The sequence below is a fragment of the Mariniflexile ostreae genome, assembly GCF_042427585.1.
GTDB lineage: Bacteria > Bacteroidota > Bacteroidia > Flavobacteriales > Flavobacteriaceae > Pseudalgibacter > Pseudalgibacter ostreae.
Genome location: NZ_JBHMFC010000011.1, coordinates 47580 through 64174, shown reverse-complemented (window position 1 = coordinate 64174; position 16595 = coordinate 47580). Strand labels below are relative to the sequence as shown.

At 36.4% G+C, this 16595-nt stretch carries 14 protein-coding genes; 4 read left to right on the top strand and 10 right to left on the bottom strand.

The genetic code is table 11. The annotated features are described in order from the left end of the window. The first annotated feature begins 141 nt into the window (after positions 1 to 141). Together ACFFU9_RS04395 and ACFFU9_RS04390 are read left to right on the top strand one after the other, a co-directional pair. Complete coding sequence (locus ACFFU9_RS04395; protein WP_379860164.1) at positions 142 to 546, top strand: hypothetical protein; 405 nt, start codon at positions 142 to 144, stop codon at positions 544 to 546. 137 nt (positions 547 to 683) lie between these two features. Continuing rightward, positions 684 to 1133 (top strand): nucleoside deaminase, encoded by a 450-nt coding sequence (locus ACFFU9_RS04390; RefSeq protein ID WP_379860163.1) that lies wholly within the window; start codon positions 684 to 686, stop codon positions 1131 to 1133. A gap of 27 nt (positions 1134 to 1160) precedes the next feature. On the opposite strand, the gene ACFFU9_RS04385 is transcribed toward ACFFU9_RS04390, so the two are convergent. From ACFFU9_RS04385 to ACFFU9_RS04350, 8 genes are all read right to left on the bottom strand, one after another. Beyond that, positions 1161 to 1397 carry a hypothetical protein gene (locus tag ACFFU9_RS04385; protein WP_379860162.1) on the bottom strand — a complete coding sequence of 79 codons (237 nt, stop codon included), beginning with the start codon at positions 1395 to 1397 and terminating at the stop codon, positions 1161 to 1163. A gap of 39 nt (positions 1398 to 1436) precedes the next feature. Further along, complete coding sequence (locus ACFFU9_RS04380; protein WP_379860161.1) at positions 1437 to 3221, bottom strand: chloride channel protein; 1785 nt, start codon at positions 3219 to 3221, stop codon at positions 1437 to 1439. Positions 3222 to 3449: 228 nt separating this feature from the next. Continuing rightward, the gene (locus tag ACFFU9_RS04375; protein WP_379860160.1) at positions 3450 to 5240 is read right to left on the bottom strand and encodes a chloride channel protein; all 1791 of its coding nucleotides are present in this window, start codon (positions 5238 to 5240) and stop codon (positions 3450 to 3452) included. Between the two features lie 42 nt (positions 5241 to 5282). Next, a complete protein-coding gene (gene aspS / locus ACFFU9_RS04370; RefSeq protein WP_379860159.1) occupies positions 5283 to 7037 on the bottom strand; it encodes an aspartate--tRNA ligase in 1755 nt (584 codons plus the stop codon). Between the two features lie 180 nt (positions 7038 to 7217). Then, the gene (locus ACFFU9_RS04365; RefSeq protein WP_379860158.1) at positions 7218 to 10679 is read right to left on the bottom strand and encodes an efflux RND transporter permease subunit; all 3462 of its coding nucleotides are present in this window, start codon (positions 10677 to 10679) and stop codon (positions 7218 to 7220) included. Further along, positions 10669 to 11844, bottom strand: coding sequence for an efflux RND transporter periplasmic adaptor subunit (locus ACFFU9_RS04360; RefSeq protein WP_379860157.1), 1176 nt, complete (start codon positions 11842 to 11844; stop codon positions 10669 to 10671). Before ACFFU9_RS04360 ends, ACFFU9_RS04365 begins: the two co-directional genes overlap by 11 nt. Positions 11845 to 11849: 5 nt before the next feature. After that, on the bottom strand, positions 11850 to 13199 hold the full coding sequence (locus ACFFU9_RS04355) for a TolC family protein (RefSeq protein ID WP_379860156.1): 1350 nt from the start codon (positions 13197 to 13199) through the stop codon (positions 11850 to 11852). Then, positions 13200 to 13805 carry a TetR/AcrR family transcriptional regulator gene (locus ACFFU9_RS04350; RefSeq protein WP_379860155.1) on the bottom strand — a complete coding sequence of 202 codons (606 nt, stop codon included), beginning with the start codon at positions 13803 to 13805 and terminating at the stop codon, positions 13200 to 13202. A 126-nt stretch (positions 13806 to 13931) separates the two neighbouring features. Between ACFFU9_RS04350 and ACFFU9_RS04345 the strand changes: the two genes are divergently transcribed. Together ACFFU9_RS04345 and ACFFU9_RS04340 are read left to right on the top strand one after the other, a co-directional pair. Then, entirely contained in the window at positions 13932 to 14906 is a 975-nt protein-coding gene (locus tag ACFFU9_RS04345; RefSeq protein ID WP_379860154.1) for a polyprenyl synthetase family protein, read from the top strand. An 85-nt stretch (positions 14907 to 14991) separates the two neighbouring features. Further along, complete coding sequence (locus ACFFU9_RS04340; protein WP_379860153.1) at positions 14992 to 15342, top strand: hypothetical protein; 351 nt, start codon at positions 14992 to 14994, stop codon at positions 15340 to 15342. A 127-nt stretch (positions 15343 to 15469) separates the two neighbouring features. Here ACFFU9_RS04340 and ACFFU9_RS04335 read toward each other — a convergent pair whose 3' ends face one another. Next, positions 15470 to 15970 (bottom strand): c-type cytochrome, encoded by a 501-nt coding sequence (locus tag ACFFU9_RS04335; RefSeq protein WP_379860152.1) that lies wholly within the window; start codon positions 15968 to 15970, stop codon positions 15470 to 15472. A gap of 107 nt (positions 15971 to 16077) precedes the next feature. Beyond that, complete coding sequence (locus ACFFU9_RS04330) at positions 16078 to 16590, bottom strand: alpha-ketoglutarate decarboxylase (protein WP_379860151.1); 513 nt, start codon at positions 16588 to 16590, stop codon at positions 16078 to 16080. Positions 16591 to 16595 lie beyond the last annotated feature (5 nt).

Genomic DNA, 16595 nt, shown 5'->3' with positions numbered 1-16595 from the left:
AGTACTGAGTACATATAGGGTTGTGATTTAGTTATTTATGTTTCGCAACACAAATATCCACAACCCTTCTCATTTTTTTTTAAAAAAGTTTAAATCACTTCATTTTATATTTGAGCCTTAACTATTAAAACCAAATTTATTATGAAAAAATTATTACTATTATTATGTGCTATGGGTTTCGTATTGTCTTGTAGTAGTGACGACGACCCTAGTTATTCTGCATCCAATTTAATTGGTAAATGGATCCTGATATCAGATTTTGAGGACGGTATAGAGTATGTAGAAGACGGTGATTGCCCTGAAGAAATTATATTTAGCGAAACCACATATGTTTATAAGGAGTATTTTGGTGATAATTGTGAAGATGTTTATGAGAGTAATCCAAGGCCTTATAGTGTGAATGGAACAAACTTGAATTCAGATGGTGATTCAGGAGAAATTCTGGAATTAACATCTAAGAAGCTTATTATTAAATATATAGATATAGAAGAAGAGGGAGGGGGAACTCATACGTCTACATATGTAACGACTTATATTAAAGGCTAAACTGTTTATATATAAAATAACAAAAGGTGTTCTGCTTAGTGTTGAGCACCTTTTTTTGTTTAAGGTTAAAAGCGTTATAAAAATCATTACTTAAATTTGAAATCGTATTTTTGATTTTAAACATAAAGCTTCTTTATATGATACAACCTTTTGACGACACCTATTTTATGAAACGTGCCCTTCAAGAAGCCGAAGCTGCTTTTGAAAAGGGTGAGATTCCTGTGGGGGCCGTAATTGTGATTGATAATAGAATAATTGCACGAGGACATAATTTAACCGAAACGTTAAACGATGTTACTGCACATGCGGAAATGCAAGCCATTACTGCAGCAGCTAATTTTATAGGAGGTAAGTATCTTCAAAAATGTAGCTTATATGTAACACTAGAGCCTTGTCAAATGTGTGCAGGAGCGCTGTATTGGAGTCAGATTTCTAATATTATTTACGGCGCTCGAGATGTGGAGCGTGGTTGTATAAACTTAAAAACAACATTGCATCCTAAAACGACTATTAAAGGCGGTATTTTAGAAGCGGAAGCTTCGGCTCTTTTGAAACGGTTTTTTATTGAAAAAAGGAATTTAAATTAAGAGTTAACTTAAATTCATTCTAGAATTTTAATATTTGTTTTCTTTTTGACTGTCCCGCATTTTATCTAAATTTTCTTTAGTAAGCATATAATCTTTTGGGTTTTTATCTTTCCAACGGTAATAAGAAAATAATGGAAACACCACGATAAACAATCCTATAACACCAAAACCTATAAGTTTTTGAGCGTATATCACATCTATAGTAAATCCTAAAATAATACTTGTAAATGCAGCGATAGTCAATAATAAGATGAGGTATTTCATGATGGTTTTTGCGTTATCTGAAACAGTTTTTTATAAACATTAGGTAAATTTAATCAATTGTTGTCTGTATGCAGTAAGTAATTTGGATTTTGAAATATAACCATAGTATTTGCCGTCTTTTATTACGGGTAAATTCCATACGCCACTGGCTTTAAACTTATCCATAATACTGTTCATGGAGTCTGCGTGATAATCAATTATTCCAGAATCGGTTTGCATGAGGCTTGAAGCATCCACGGTATTGTATAAGTCTGCATCGAACATCATGTGCCTAATGTCATCTAAACGTACAACGCCTAAAAATTCATGATAGTCGTTTACCACAGGAAAATGATTCCGAGAAGACTTTGCAACTGCATTTTTAAGGATCTCTCCGAGTTTCATTTCAGGTTTTAATATTATGAAATTGGTTTCGATAACGGTATCGATATCTAAAACCATAAGTACGTTTTTATCTTTATCATGCGTCATCAGCTCGCCACGTTCGGCAAGCCGAAGGGTGTAAATAGAGTGGGAAACATAATATTTTGTAATGCTAAATGAGATGGCGGCTACAATCATCAGTGGTACAAAAAGCTCATAACCTCCTGTAATTTCAGCAATTAAGAAAATAGCGGTTAATGGGGCATGGAGCACACCGGCCATAAGGCCTGTCATGCCCACTAATGTAAAATTAGATTCAGATACATTAAAATCAAAACCTAAATTATTAATAACTTTTGCGCAGGCATTGCCTAATGCACTACCCATAACCAGCGTGGGAATAAATATACCGCCAACGCCACCTGCACCAAAAGTAATCGTCATCGCAATGGCCTTAAATACAGAAATACCTAATAACAAGCCGATTACAATCCATATATTCGTGAGGTCTATATGTAGTGGCGTAACACCTATTGCTGCTAAATGGTCGCCTTTAAGAAGGTTATTGGTAATGCCATAGCCCTCTCCATAAAGTGGTGGTATAAAAAAGAGCATCGTACCGATAGCCAAGCCACCAATCAATAAGCGCAATGCACGACTTTTAAACTGTTTAAAAAAGTTGGTGATTGTGAAGTAAACTTTTGAAAAATATACAGAAGCCAAAGCGGTTGCCAATCCTAAAAGAATATAAAAGGCAATATGGTTCATTTTAAACTCATCTGTCAATTCAAAATGCAGCAAGACATCTGTGCCTAAAAACATGTAAGACGTTAATACTGCCGAGATAGAGGCTAATAATAAAGGCACTAAGGATGCGAAGGCAATGTCTAAACTAAAAATTTCTACTGCAAATATAATAGCAGCAATAGGGGCTTTAAACATAGATGCCATGGCGCCAGCAGAAGCACAGCCAATTAAAAGCATACGCGTTTTAGGGCTCATACGAAAGAGTAGAGCCAAGTTGGATCCTAAAGCAGAGCCCACACTTACAGCGGGACCTTGTAAACCAACAGACCCACCAAATCCAGCTGTGAGCGGAGCGGTAATTAAAGCCGCATAGATGTTGTACTTTGGAATAATGCCATTTAGCTTTGAAATGGCGTGCAAGGTTGTTGAAATACCGTGACCTATATGTTTTTTTAACCAAGTTTGCTTGATGATATAAACTAAAAGCAATCCGATAATCGGGAAAATAAAATATAGGGAATTTTGGTAGTCCCTAAAAAAATCTAATTCAAAGAGCGTTCTAATAAAATGGGTCAGGTTTTTAAGCACAACAGTTCCCATACCTGCTAAAATCCCAACTAAAATGCTAAGGAAATAAACAAATTGACGCTCAGAAATATATTTTAATTTCCAAACTAAGAACTTGGACAGTAAACTTTTGAATTTAAAGGACATATGTTTATTAAAAAATATGCTATAAAGTAGGACTCATTTTAAAGGGTTTAAAAAAATGGATTTAAATCATGGCTTATCATCAAGCTTTTTTTAGCGAATATAACAAAATTAGCAATGCTTCCTGAATAGATTATTGCCGTAAAGCCAAAAAAAGGGGGTAAGAAATGCACAGTCTTATTATGCCTGATAGGTATCTTTAATGTAAAATGCCGTCCAGATATCGAGATTTTATTTTCCTTGTAAGGTAATCAGTTGGCGCCTGTAAGCCGTTAATAGTTTAGATTTTGAAATGAAACCGTAATACACACCATCTTTGGTTACCGGTAGATTCCAAGCGCTACTATCCTGGAATTTTTTCATAATATCGGTCATCTTATCATTATCTAGGTCTATAATTTCTGGCGCTGGTTGCATGATGTCTGTCGCCGTCATATCATCGTATAAAGATTGATCAAACATAATCGGCCTTAAATCATCTAATAGAATAACGCCCCGTAGCGTATGGTCTTTTTTATGGACAACAGGAAAGATGTTTCGATTTGATTTTATAACGGCCTGTTGTACCATCTCCCCTAAGGTCATTTTTGGGTGGATGCTTATAAAGTTGGTTTCGATAACCTTATTAATATTCATGAGGGTAAGGACAGCGTGGTCTTTATCGTGGGTAATGAGTTCGCCTTTTCTACCAAGCTCCATATTGTAGACGGAATGCGGACTGAAATATTTTGTGATACCAAATGAAATAGTGGCGGTAAGCATTAAAGGTATAAAAAGCTCGTACCCTCCTGTAAGTTCTGCGATTAAGAAAATAGCAGTTAGGGGCGCGTGTAAAACACCAGCTAAAACACCAGCCATACCCACTAATGTGAAATTACTTTCGGAAATTGCTGTTTTAAAAAGTCCACAATTGTTGATGATTTTGGCAATGCAATTTCCCATAATGCTTCCCATAAAAAGCGTTGGAGCAAAAATACCACCCACTCCTCCAGCCCCGAAGGTTAAAGCACTAGCTATAATTTTAAAAAACACTAAGCCTGCTAAAAGCAATACCACTATCCAAATATTGGTCGTATCCATATGCAAGAAATTATTCTGCAGTGCTTTTTCGGGGTTACCGGCGATAAGGTTATTGATAACATCGAAGCCCTCTCCGTAAAGTGGGGGAATAAAATAAATGAGAATGCCTAAGCCCACAGCGCCAATAATCAGTTTTTTAACTGGAGACGCTATTTTGTCAAAGAAGCTTTGGATACTATCATAAACCCGTGTGAAGTAAATAGAGGTTAAGGCAGCAAATACCCCCAAAATCATATAAAAGGGGGCGTCGGTAATAACAAACTTGTCTTCAATTTGAAAGGGTAAAAGAATATCGTTTCCGAAGAAAAAATAAGAGGTTAAAATAGCGGATAATGATGCTAGTAGAAGTGGGAGCATAGAGGCGATGGTTAGGTCTAAACTAAACACTTCAATAGCAAAGATAATGGCCGCAATAGGGGCTTTAAAAATAGAACTCATAGCGCCGGCAGCAGCACAACCAATTAGCAGATTTCGAGTGGTCTGGTTCATATGAAACATTCTCGAAATATTAGACCCTATAGCAGCGCCAGTTGCTACGGTAGGACCTTCTAAACCAACAGAGCCTCCAAAGCCAACCGTGAGTGGCGCTGTTAAAATGGAGCCAAACATTTGGTACCGTTTCATTACACCTTTTCGTTTTGAAATAGCATATAATGTAGAGGGAATCCCATGGCTTACTTTATTTCTTATAATATATTTGATGCTTACATACACAAGGGTAAGGCCCAAAATAGGAAACAAAAAGTAAAACGCATGATGGTAATCTTTTATTAATTTTCCTTCTAGTGCATGTTGGATAAAGTGCGTGAGGTTTTTCAAGACTACTGCCCCAACACCCGAGGTAAAACCAATGATGATACTTAGTATATAAACAAACTGCCTATGGGAGATGTATTTTGCTCTCCAGATTAAAATCTGCTTAAAAATAGTATGTTTTGGCATGGTTAAAGCTAACAAAAAATCCTGCTCATGCAGGATTTTTTGTTATGGTTTTAAATTAAGTTTTAAATTTAATTCTGTTAATTGTTCATCGTTAATCGGCGCAGGAGCATCAATCATCACATCACGTCCAGCGTTGTTTTTAGGAAAAGCAATAAAATCTCTAATGGTTTCTTGTCCGCCTAAAATAGCAACCAATCGGTCTAACCCGAAGGCTAGTCCACCATGTGGTGGTGCGCCATATTGGAATGCCTCCATTAAAAACCCGAATTGTGCTTTGGCTTCTTCAGGTGTAAACCCTAAATAATCGAACATGAGCGATTGGGTTGCTTTATCGTGTATTCTAATAGAGCCGCCGCCAATTTCGTTTCCGTTTAACACTAAATCATAAGCATTGGCTTTTACTTCGCCAGGATTGGTTTTCAACAATTCTAATTGCCCTGGTTTTGGTGAGGTAAAGGGGTGGTGCATGGCGTGGTAGCGCTTGGTGTCTTCATCCCATTCTAAAAGTGGGAAATCCATAACCCAAAGTGGGGCGAATTTTTTAGGGTCTCTTAACCCTAAACGCTCTGCAAGCTCCATACGTAAAGCACTCAATTGGGCACGAACTTTATTTTGGTCTCCAGAAAGAACACAAATTAAATCACCAGGTTTTGCACCAGTGGCCTCTGCCCATTTTGTTAAATCCTCTTGATCGTAAAATTTATCTACAGAAGATTTGTACGTGCCATCTTCATTGCATCGCGAATATACCATGCCTAAAGCGCCTACTTGTGGGCGCTTTACCCAATCTATTAACTTGTCAATTTCTTTTCTGGTATAGCTATTCCCTCCAGGAACGGCTATGCCAACCACCAACTCTGCATTATTAAAAACGCTAAAATCTTTATGCTGCGCCACGGCATTTAACTCTCCAAACTGCATTCCAAAACGGATGTCTGGTTTGTCATTTCCGTACAATCGCATGGCATCATCATACAGCATTCTTGGAAATTTCTCTATTTCAACACCGTTCACTTCTTTTAATAAGTGGCGCGTTAAGCCTTCAAATGCATTTAAAATATCTTCTTGATCAATAAAGGCCATTTCACAATCTATTTGTGTGAATTCCGGCTGTCTGTCTGCACGTAGATCTTCATCTCTAAAACATTTTACAATTTGGAAGTACTTATCCATACCGCCCACCATCAACAATTGCTTAAAAGTTTGTGGAGATTGAGGCAGTGCGTAAAATTGACCTGCGTTCATGCGGCTTGGTACCACGAAATCGCGAGCGCCTTCTGGTGTTGACTTTATTAAATAAGGTGTTTCTACTTCTATAAATCCTTCTTTTGAAAGGTAGTTCCTTACTTCTTGTGTGACTTTGTGCCTGAAAATAAGTTTGTTTTTTACAGGATTTCTACGAATATCTAAATAGCGGTATTTCATTCTAATATCTTCGCCACCATCTGTTTTGTCTTCGATGGTAAAAGGCGGGAGAATCGATTCGTTTAAAATAGTCAATTCTGAAACCAGTATTTCTATATCTCCAGTAGGGATATTTGGGTTTTTTGATGCACGCTCAATCACCTGCCCTTTTACTTGGATCACAAACTCACGCCCCAAATTTTGAGCCTGCTCAATTAATGTTTTGGAAGTTCGCTCTTCATCAAATACCAGTTGCGTAATGCCATAACGGTCGCGCAAATCTACCCAAACAATAAACCCTTTATCTCTCGATTTTTGAACCCAACCTGCAAGGGTTACTTCTGTATTGATGTTTGCAGCAGTTAATTCGCCGCAATTGTGACTTCTGTACATACGTTTAATTTAAAAAAGAACAGCTTTATAAAAGCTGTTTTAAGTGTTTAAGAATGCAAATTTAATGAGTTATCTGTTTAAAAGTGAAATAATGCGGGTTATTTATTAAAAATTGAAAACCTCAAATTTGATTAAGATCAAGTTTAAGGTTTTCAAAGAGAAATTAAGCTTTAATATCGATTATTTGCCTAAAGGTAATTTCACCTCTTTTGCAAATCTTATTTTAGCACGATTGGTAAGGTAAAACATGGCAGGTACCACTATTAAAGTTAAGAAGGTTGCGAAAATTAATCCAAAAATAACCGTCCAGGCCAAAGGCCCCCAAAAAATAACGTTATCACCACCAATATAAATATTTGGACTGAATTTGGTAAACAATCCAAAGAAGTCAATGTTAAAACCGATTGCAAGCGGAATTAATCCTAAAACTGTAGTTATAGCCGTTAAAAGTACAGGCCGTAAACGCGATTTTCCACCAGCTATAATAAGTTCATAATACAGTGCTTTTGTAAGATACTGTTCGCTACTCACATTTAATTCTTGTTTTTTTCGATCGATAAGAATTTGAGTATAGTCGATAAGAACGATGGCGTTGTTTACAACAATTCCTGCTAATGAAATGATGCCCATCATGGTCATGATCACCACAAAGTCCATTTGAAAAACAACCAGACCTAGAAATACTCCGCCCAAACTTAATATAACAGCACTAAGAATGATGATAGGTTTTGAAATAGAATTAAATTGTGCAACTAAAATTAACAGAATGCCTCCAAGTGCAAATAGCAATGCTTTCAATAAAAACGCTTGGTTTTCTGCTTGTTTTTCCTGCTCGCCAGTAAATTTAAAACTAATACCTGATGGGGTATCATAATTTGCTAAATCTTGTTTCAATTCGTTAACAATTTCAGTAGGGTTGTAGCCGCCTATAACATTGGAGTACAGGGTGATAACGCGTTTTAGGTTTTTACGCTTTATAACGTTGAAAGCCTCTATATTCGTTTTTTCTACTAAAGGCGCAATAGGGATTTGAACCAGTTGGCCTTGGTTGTTTCTAAACGTAATGGGTTGATTTAAAATAGTGCTTTCATCATACCTGTTTGTACTGTTAAAGCGCACCATAATGGGATAATCATCTTCCCCGTCTTTATAGGTTGAGACTTCTTGACCAAAAATAGAACGTCTAATGGTGTTTCCAATCTGTGATGTAGAAACCCCCAATTGACCAGCCTTTTGGCGATCGATACGTAGGTTTAATTCAGGTTTTGACTTATTAACATCTACCTTAAGTTCTTCAATACCAGAAAGGCCAAGCCCTTCGATATGGGTTCTTAGCTTTTGGGACTCTACTAACATTTGGTCGTAATCCTCACCAATAATTTCGATGTTAACAGGATAGCCTGTGGGTGGGCCTGCTGCATCTTTTTCAACAACCACTGAAGCGCCAGGGAAGCCCCTAACAGCATGTCTCACTTCCTCTAAAACCGAACTGCTTTTTATATTTCTTCGCAACTGAAAATCACGCATGGAAAGCGTTATTTTCGCTCTATGGGGCATATCGCTTTGGTTGCCGCCATCGGTTTGTGGATTTCCAGAGCCCTTGCCAACTTGAGAAACAGCCGATTCCACCATGAAATTGTAACCATTGGCATCTTCATATTTTTTTATGGTATGGTAGATGCGTTGTTCAATTTTTTTAGTCAGTGCATTTGTTTTCTCAATGGCCGTACCTTCAGGATATTCTATATAGGTAATAATTTGATTGGGTTCATTTTCAGGAAAAAACAACACCTTGGGCTGTACGAGTCCTGTTAATATAAACGATAGAATTAATAGGAAAAGTGTTCCGGCCAATGCCACATAGGCCATTTTACCTTTAATAGACCATTTTAAGGTAGCTTCATAAAGGTTTTCCAGTTGTTTTAAAGATTTATATTGAAAATAATCTATAGCGCCCCTTAAAATATATTTGTAAACCCATAACATAATGGCTGTAAGGAGGGCTAGGTTTCCAAAGCCCACCAAGGTGCCAGAGTCCATAAGAAGGCCACCGGCTAAAAGCATAATACCAACAAAAAACATTATTAAGCTCCAGCGCACCAACTTACGTTTTGTAAAAGGCTCTTCCTCGGTTTTCATAAAGTGGGCCGTAAGCATAGAGTTGATCAATAATGCGACAAATAAAGATGAGCTCAATACTACAGACAGTGTTATGGGGAAGTAAACCATAAACTTACCAACTGTTCCTGGCCATAAGCCTAAAGGGAAAAATGCGGCTAGTGTTGTTGCGGTAGACGCAATAATAGGCCAGGCAATTTCTCCCATCCCTTGTTTTGCAGCTTTTAGTCTGGGCACTCCTTGCGACATTAAAGAATATACATTTTCAACCACCACAATACCATTATCTACCAGCATGCCCAGCCCCATTACTAAACCAAATAGAATCATGGTATTCATGGTGAAGCCCATGGCATTTAATATGATAAGCGCCATTAACATCGAAAGTGGTATGGCAAACCCCACAAACAGCGCGTTTCTAAAGCCAAGAAAGAACATAAGCACGCCCACAACCAAAATCACTCCGAAAATAATGTTGTTTACTAGGTCGTTAACCTGATTTTGGGTCTTTATCGATTGGTCGTTAGAAGTCGTAATTTCTAGTCCTTCAGGATAATAGTTGGCTTTTTCTTTTTCTATAATCTCTTTTATTTGCTCTACAGCTTCAATCATGTTTCTGCCAGACCGCTTCTTAACATCTAACATCAAAACAGGTTCGCCAGACTCCCTCGCATAGGTTGTCGCATCTTGTTCTTTGAAGCTGATTTGTGAAATATCTTTTAAATAGACATTGCCACCATCTTTTTTAACGATGATATTCCCCAACTCTGAAGGCGTTTCAATTTCACCTATAATCCTTATGTTTTTCTGAAAGTCGTTATTGATAATATTACCTCCAGAAATGGTCTTGTTTTCATAACTGATAGCATTGATAACATCATCAAAACTAACCATGGCAGCAGACATTTTATAAATATCAACGGCAACTTCTACTTCCTTATCGTCTACACCGCGAATGGTAGCTTCTTTAATTTCAGAAAGCAACTCTATCTTATCTTGCAAGTGTTCTGCATAGTCCTTTAATTGGTCTGTGGTGTAATTGCCTGTCATATTAATATTGAGAATAGGAAATTCTTCAGAAATATTCAGGTCGAATGCATTCGGTTCAGCTTTAGATCCGTTACTTAATGTAGGCCATGTGGCGTCTGCTTTTACTTGGTCAATTTTATCCTTTACCCGTTGTTTGGCTTCTGCAACCGGAATATCTTCTTCAAACTCAACCAAAATTGTAGAATAATCTTGAAGTGTTTGTGAAGTAATTTCTCTAACGTCACTAATGTTCTTGAACTCTTCTTCAAGAGGTTCTGTGATGAATTTCTCAATATCTTCAGCAGAGTTTCCTGGATTTAAAGTGCTAACATAAATCTTGGTTTCAATAATCTCGGGAAACGACTCTCTAGGCATATTAACATATGCCATAGCACCGCCAACCAATAGAATTAGGATAATAACGTAAACCGTCATCCTGTTATCTATGGCCCAAGTCGAGATTTTAAAATCTTTATAGGTGTTTTTACTGCTCATTGTTTGCGTTTTTTATACTTACTTCTTGGCCGTCACGTAAGGTTCTGGCGCCTTCAAGAATAATAATATCGCCAGATTTTATGCCTTCAGAAACTTCAATGTGTCCATCTTGTTCTTTTCCTGTTTTTATAACGGTTTGTTTTACCGTACCTGTGGAATCTGTTTCTGGAGTGTAGATGAAAACCAAAGATTCGTTTTTGCTATTCTTTTGAACAATACTGCTAGGGATCACGATTGTTTTTTCAGAAATATAATCGTTCAATTTAATTGTAGCTATTAAGTTGGGCTTAAGAATGTTGTCTTTATTGGGAAGCGCTACTTGAATGCTAAAGCTTCTGTTGTCTGGATTGATAAAATTGGATACTTGACGTATTTTGCCAGTATATGTTTTTCCTAATGAAATAAAATCGACTACCACCTCAGAACCTTCGGTAACTTTACCCAAATAATTTTCTGGAACATCTGCTTTTACATACATATCGCTAGTGTTTACAATTCGCATTAGCGGACTTTGCCCTGGGTTTACTAAACTTCCTTGATCTGTTATAATTTGGTCTATTGTGCCTGTAAATGGGGCGCGAATATTGGTTTTTTCAAATTGTTTTTCTAATTGATCAAAAGAACTCTTTGATGCTTCATAATTGGTTTTAGCTTGTAAGTATTGAATTTCGCTACCAATATTTTGATCCCATAATCGCGATTGACGCTCGAAAGTGGTTTTAGCCAACTCTGCTTGAACTCTTACTTGTGCCAATTGGCTAGAGAGTCCGCCATCATCAATCTTAGCAAGCAGTTGGCCTTTAGTAACGTCTTGGCCTTCTTTTACGTAAACCTGTGTTAAAGTGCCAGAGAACTGCGGATAGATAATGATGTTTTGATCCGTTCCTACGTCGCCCTGTACTTCTGTAAAGTGTCTAAAAACAGTATCACTAAGTTTTATAGTAGTAACAAGCGTTTTGTGCTTGGTATTGTCTAATGCGTTAATTCTATTTTCAAGAGCAGATAATTCATTTTTTATCTCAGACTGCTCTTGGCTTAGTTCTTTTTTCTTCGCTCGTAATTCTAATAGCGAGCCGTTAGCGATTAAATCTTTTACAGACTTTTCTTTATGGCCACATGAAGAAAGAACCAAAGCAATACAGATTATGGTTGTTATTTTTTTCATAGTAATTATTCGTTTAAATGGGTGGTATTTGTAATCGTTTCTAAGGTTGCTTTGTTATTAATAACATTTAACATGGCCTGCAGAAATTCTTGTTGTGCGGTATAAAGTTGTGTTTGAGCTTGTCTTAATTCAAAACTTGAAGCCAGACCTTCGTAAAGCTTGGTTTGGTTTTTTTTCTCGATGCGCTCGGCAAGGCTTAGGTTTTGTTTTTTATTGCTATACTCTTCAATAGCAAATTGGTAGTCGCTTTTGGCAGATGCAATTTGGAGTTTTAATTCCTGCTCCTTTTGGATTAAATCTGTTTCTGCTTTATCGAGATTTATTGCTGCTCTAGCTGTGGCAGCGCTTCTTGCTAAAGAACTAAAAATAGGGATATTTAAGCTTACGCCGAATAAGGACGAACCAAACCACTGCTGGTCTTTGCTTGTAAAATTGAACGATTCATTGTAAGCCACATAGCCACCATTTAAAAAGGCATTTAAGGTAGGAAGGCCTTTGCTCTTTTCTAGTTTTAAAAGTAATGCTTTAGAAATCTTATCGTTTTCGGCAATTTTATAGTCTATGGTGTTTTTTATATTGTCGTCCGTATTTAATATTTCTAAAGACATGTTTTGAGCGGTTAGAATTTCTAAATCATCGGTAAGCTCTGTTTTGTTGTTTATGTCCAATCCGAGTGTGATATTCAGCATCTGATACGCTAGTTTTTTTAAGCGTAATGTTTTATTAAGACTGCTTTCAACGCCAGATAAGGTGATTTGTAATTGTTCAACGCTTTCTTCTTCACCCAGTCCGTTTTCATAAATTTTTGTAACTTCATTTAGGTTGTTTTGAAGCACCTTAATGTTCTTGTTTAAAATCTCAATGCTTTCTTCGGCAAGGAGTACATTGCCATAAGCGTCTATAACCGATTTTCTTACTTCTAAATCGGTTTTTGTTTTAAGATTTTTAGAAATATTCAAATATACTTTTGCCGATTGAAGTCCTACAATATAGGATCCATCAAATATTTTCTGACTTAATGTGGCAGTCGCATTTATACTTTGTTTCGTACCAAAAGCCACCTCTGCAAACTCACCCGGATTTCCGCCAAAAAATTCGGCAGGAAGTAAGGATACTTGTTGTTTTAAAAAGTTCTGGTAATCTACATTAGCATTTATTTGCGGTAAACCAGAGGCTGTAGTTTCCCATTTTTGTTTTTTGGCCGCTGCGATATCGCGAGAAGCATTTATAGAGGATCGGTTGTGTTTTAAAGCATACTCTATGGCTTCTTGCAAGGAGAAACTTTGGGGTGTTTCTTGGGCAGATAAAGTGCACGAGAGTATTAAACTAAGGTATATAATAAGTTTTTTTTTCATTTACGACGGATTGGAGTTTATATAATTATGAAGCGTTTCTAGTCCTTTAGCTGTGCAAATACCACGTAAATGGTATTCAATATAATTGTTTAAGAGCATTTTCATAGAGAATTTATCTTCAGGGAATAAGTCCTTGTCTTTAATAAGCTGGAAAGTGTTGTAATAGATTCTCGAAATAAAATCAACATGTATGGTGTCTCTATATAGCCCTAAAGCAATGCCTCTATTTAAATTGTCGGATACACATGTTTGCATGACACAAAACTGTTGGGTTTTTAATTTCTTAAAAATCTTTGGATAATACTTTTGCAATTGGTACTGGGGCGACGCTTTTTCATTTTTTAGGTATACAGCCACAAAATGTTTAATGCTAAAAATTTCTTCGATGGGGTTTTTTCCGGAAGCGCAAATTTGTTCGATGCCATGGGAAATGCCATGGAACAAATGTTCGGTTGTGGCTTCTACTAATCGGGTTTTATTCTCAAAATGTTGGTAAATTGTTTTTTTAGATACGGCTAAAGTATTAGCGATATCATCCATGGTTACACTTTTAAAACCATAGCTTAAAAATAAATCTGTGGCACCAATTAAAATCTTTTCTCTCATAATAGGGCGCAAATATAAACTACGGAAACTTTAAAAACAAAATAAGTTTCCGTAGTTTATATTTTTTTAAGGATTTAATTTAAGCTTGTACTATTTTAATGTGTTTAATTAATTTATTTTTGCGTCATGCTTGAAATAGAAAAATATCAAAAGGCGTTTATTGATTATCTAGAGAACTATTCGATAACGAAAGAGCCTGAAAACCTATATGAGCCTATTGCTTATATATTGAGATTAGGAGGGAAGCGGTTGCGACCTGTTTTAACATTAATGACTGCAGACATTTTTGGTAAGGATTATAGAAAAGCCTTGGATGCTGCGTTAAGCATTGAGGTATTCCATAACTTTTCTTTAGTGCATGATGATATTATGGACGATGCGCCTTTGCGTCGTGGGAAACAAACCGTGCATGAGAGATGGGATACCAATACGGCTATCCTTTCTGGAGATGCCATGCTTATTATAGCTTATCAATTATTTGAGAACTATGATGCGACTATCTTTCAAGCTTTAGCAAAACTTTTTAGTAAAACAGCTTTAGAGGTTTGTGAGGGACAACAGTATGATGTCGATTTTGAAACGAGATCCGATGTGTCAATTCCAGAATATTTAAAAATGATTGAATATAAAACAGCCGTTTTAGTCGCTGCAGCCATGAAAATGGGGGCCATTGTAGCCCATGCTACGGAGTCCGATCAGAATGATATTTATGAATTTGGAAGATACTTGGGCATTGCTTTTCAATTACAAGATGATTATTTAGATGCTTTTGGGAATCCTGAAACTTTTGGAAAGCAAGTTGGAGGGGATATTATTGAAAACAAGAAAACCTATCTATATTTAAAAGCTTTGGAGGTTTTAAATGCTTCTGAAAAAAAGAGGCTAACAGACTTGTTTTTGTCCAATCCAACAGAAACCGAGCAGAAAGTGGAAACCGTTAAGCAGTTGTTTGTAGCTTCAGGTGCTGATGAGGCTACCAAAAAAGCCATTCAAGCTTATACTCAAAAAGCTTTTGTAACATTAGAAGGATTGAATATCCCTGAGGATAAGAAGCGGCTTTTAAAAGCATTTGGAAGTGCGTTGATGAATAGGGACGTGTAGCCTGCTTTTAATAAATGTTGCTACTTTATAGAAAGCACGTTTTGAACTGAATATATAAAAACTTATTTTAATCGGGAAAATAAACATGAATGTAGCAGCTACTTTTGAGGATTTGATCCAGGAGGCATATCGACTGAATTTGTATAAAAAGTTAATCTCTCAATTGAATAAAGATTTTCTTTTGGCAAATATCGATTTGGATTTTCATGAAGATGTTTTGCCTACGAGCTTAAAACTATTGCTGCATGAAACCGTTTATAAGCTCATTCAAGAGAAATTTACCGAGTATCTCAACTTACTGTATATTATTGATGTTTCTGAAAGTCAAGTAAAGGCATTAAACGGTGAGGATATTCTTAAACTATCGGAAGATGTTACCTTGCTGATTCTAAAACGAGAGTGGCAAAAAGTCTGGTTTAGACATCAGTATTCTTAAAATCCTATTTTTAATAGATGTTTAGGCTGGTGTTTCATTTTAGAGCATAAACACTATTATAATACAAGATTTACTGTTTCATTTGCTACTACAGTTTCAAATATGATTCCATTGTAAAACAGGTGGCTTATTTTAAAGTTCTGTAATACTCTAAAATTGCTCTAGCATCTTCTTCAGATATGTTTTGGTTTATCATTGGAGAGCCGTTGTATTCTAATAGCAGCTCCTTTGCTAATGGATCTTCTTTCACCATTTGTTCAGGAACTAAAATCATATTCATGATCCATTCCGGAGTGCGACGATTTAATATGCCTGTTGGTGCAGGGCCTATAAATTTTTTATCTAGTCTATGGCATGAGGCGCACATGTTTTTAAACACCGCTTTACCTTGTCTAGCAAGGGCTTTGTCTATTTCGGCGTCTAATGTTAGATTCTTTATTGGTCCCACCCCCTTATTGGTTAGGTCTACTTTTTCAGAAGCAAGTATTTTTTCAGTTTGGGATACTTTTTTTTCTGTTGGTGCTTTGTTTTCATATGAAAAACTTGCCTTTTTTTTCTCTTCTTTACCACCGCAGCCAACGAGTAGTGATATTAGTATTATGGTTAGAAAATTTAGTGACAACTTCATGTTAAAAGATTTAAAAATGTAAAGTTATCATCTAGCATTAACCTTAAATATGATGAAAATCATATTTAAGGTTGAAAATATTTTGCACGACGCACTTATTTTATTTTCTAAAAGTAAAATCTTACAAAAGGAGACCAAGGGTCGGCATAAATACTTTTAGACGCATCATAAAGAATATCGTACCTAATACCCATGGTAACAGGGCCATTTCGATAGCCAGCGCCAATAAGCAGCGCGGGAGACCAGTAATGGTCGTTCTTAAGGTTTAGCGGAGTATTGTAAACGCGACTTACATTAACGTTTTCAAGTTCTGCAGAAAGTTGTAGGTCTGTTATTGGGTTGTAAAGCCCTATAATACTTCCGCCTAAAATAGTAGATTTATAAGTGTTTTTTAAACTGTTAAATGTAGCGTTAAGTCCGATGCCTAAACCGAACTGGTGGTTGAATTCGTAAATGGCGCTAGGGGCTAAAGTGCCACTAAAAAAACCGTCCCCAAAACTTAACCCAATGCCGCCGCCAAAATGAACGTCTTCCCAAAATAGATTACTGTTTTTCATTTGTGAAAAGGTTAAAGACGATAGTAGTAAAAAGATAATCAGTAATTTTTTACGAGTTTGCATAGTTT

What these genes read in the sequence shown, in the direction of transcription:
- ACFFU9_RS04380 (WP_379860161.1), bottom strand. Translation starts at nt 3,221, where the DNA reads ATGTCCTTTAAATTCAAAAGTTTACTGTCCAAGTTCTTAGTTTGGAAA.
- ACFFU9_RS04365 (WP_379860158.1), bottom strand. Translation starts at nt 10,679, where the DNA reads ATGAGCAGTAAAAACACCTATAAAGATTTTAAAATCTCGACTTGGGCC.
- ACFFU9_RS04360 (WP_379860157.1), bottom strand. Translation starts at nt 11,844, where the DNA reads ATGAAAAAAATAACAACCATAATCTGTATTGCTTTGGTTCTTTCTTCA.
- ACFFU9_RS04335 (WP_379860152.1), bottom strand. Translation starts at nt 15,970, where the DNA reads ATGAAGTTGTCACTAAATTTTCTAACCATAATACTAATATCACTACTC.
- ACFFU9_RS04390 (WP_379860163.1), top strand. Translation starts at nt 684, where the DNA reads ATGATACAACCTTTTGACGACACCTATTTTATGAAACGTGCCCTTCAA.
- ACFFU9_RS04375 (WP_379860160.1), bottom strand. Translation starts at nt 5,240, where the DNA reads ATGCCAAAACATACTATTTTTAAGCAGATTTTAATCTGGAGAGCAAAA.
- ACFFU9_RS04355 (WP_379860156.1), bottom strand. Translation starts at nt 13,199, where the DNA reads ATGAAAAAAAAACTTATTATATACCTTAGTTTAATACTCTCGTGCACT.
- ACFFU9_RS04395 (WP_379860164.1), top strand. Translation starts at nt 142, where the DNA reads ATGAAAAAATTATTACTATTATTATGTGCTATGGGTTTCGTATTGTCT.
- aspS (WP_379860159.1), bottom strand. Translation starts at nt 7,037, where the DNA reads ATGTACAGAAGTCACAATTGCGGCGAATTAACTGCTGCAAACATCAAT.
- ACFFU9_RS04340 (WP_379860153.1), top strand. Translation starts at nt 14,992, where the DNA reads ATGAATGTAGCAGCTACTTTTGAGGATTTGATCCAGGAGGCATATCGA.
- ACFFU9_RS04385 (WP_379860162.1), bottom strand. Translation starts at nt 1,397, where the DNA reads ATGAAATACCTCATCTTATTATTGACTATCGCTGCATTTACAAGTATT.
- ACFFU9_RS04345 (WP_379860154.1), top strand. Translation starts at nt 13,932, where the DNA reads ATGCTTGAAATAGAAAAATATCAAAAGGCGTTTATTGATTATCTAGAG.
- ACFFU9_RS04330 (WP_379860151.1), bottom strand. Translation starts at nt 16,590, where the DNA reads ATGCAAACTCGTAAAAAATTACTGATTATCTTTTTACTACTATCGTCT.
- ACFFU9_RS04350 (WP_379860155.1), bottom strand. Translation starts at nt 13,805, where the DNA reads ATGAGAGAAAAGATTTTAATTGGTGCCACAGATTTATTTTTAAGCTAT.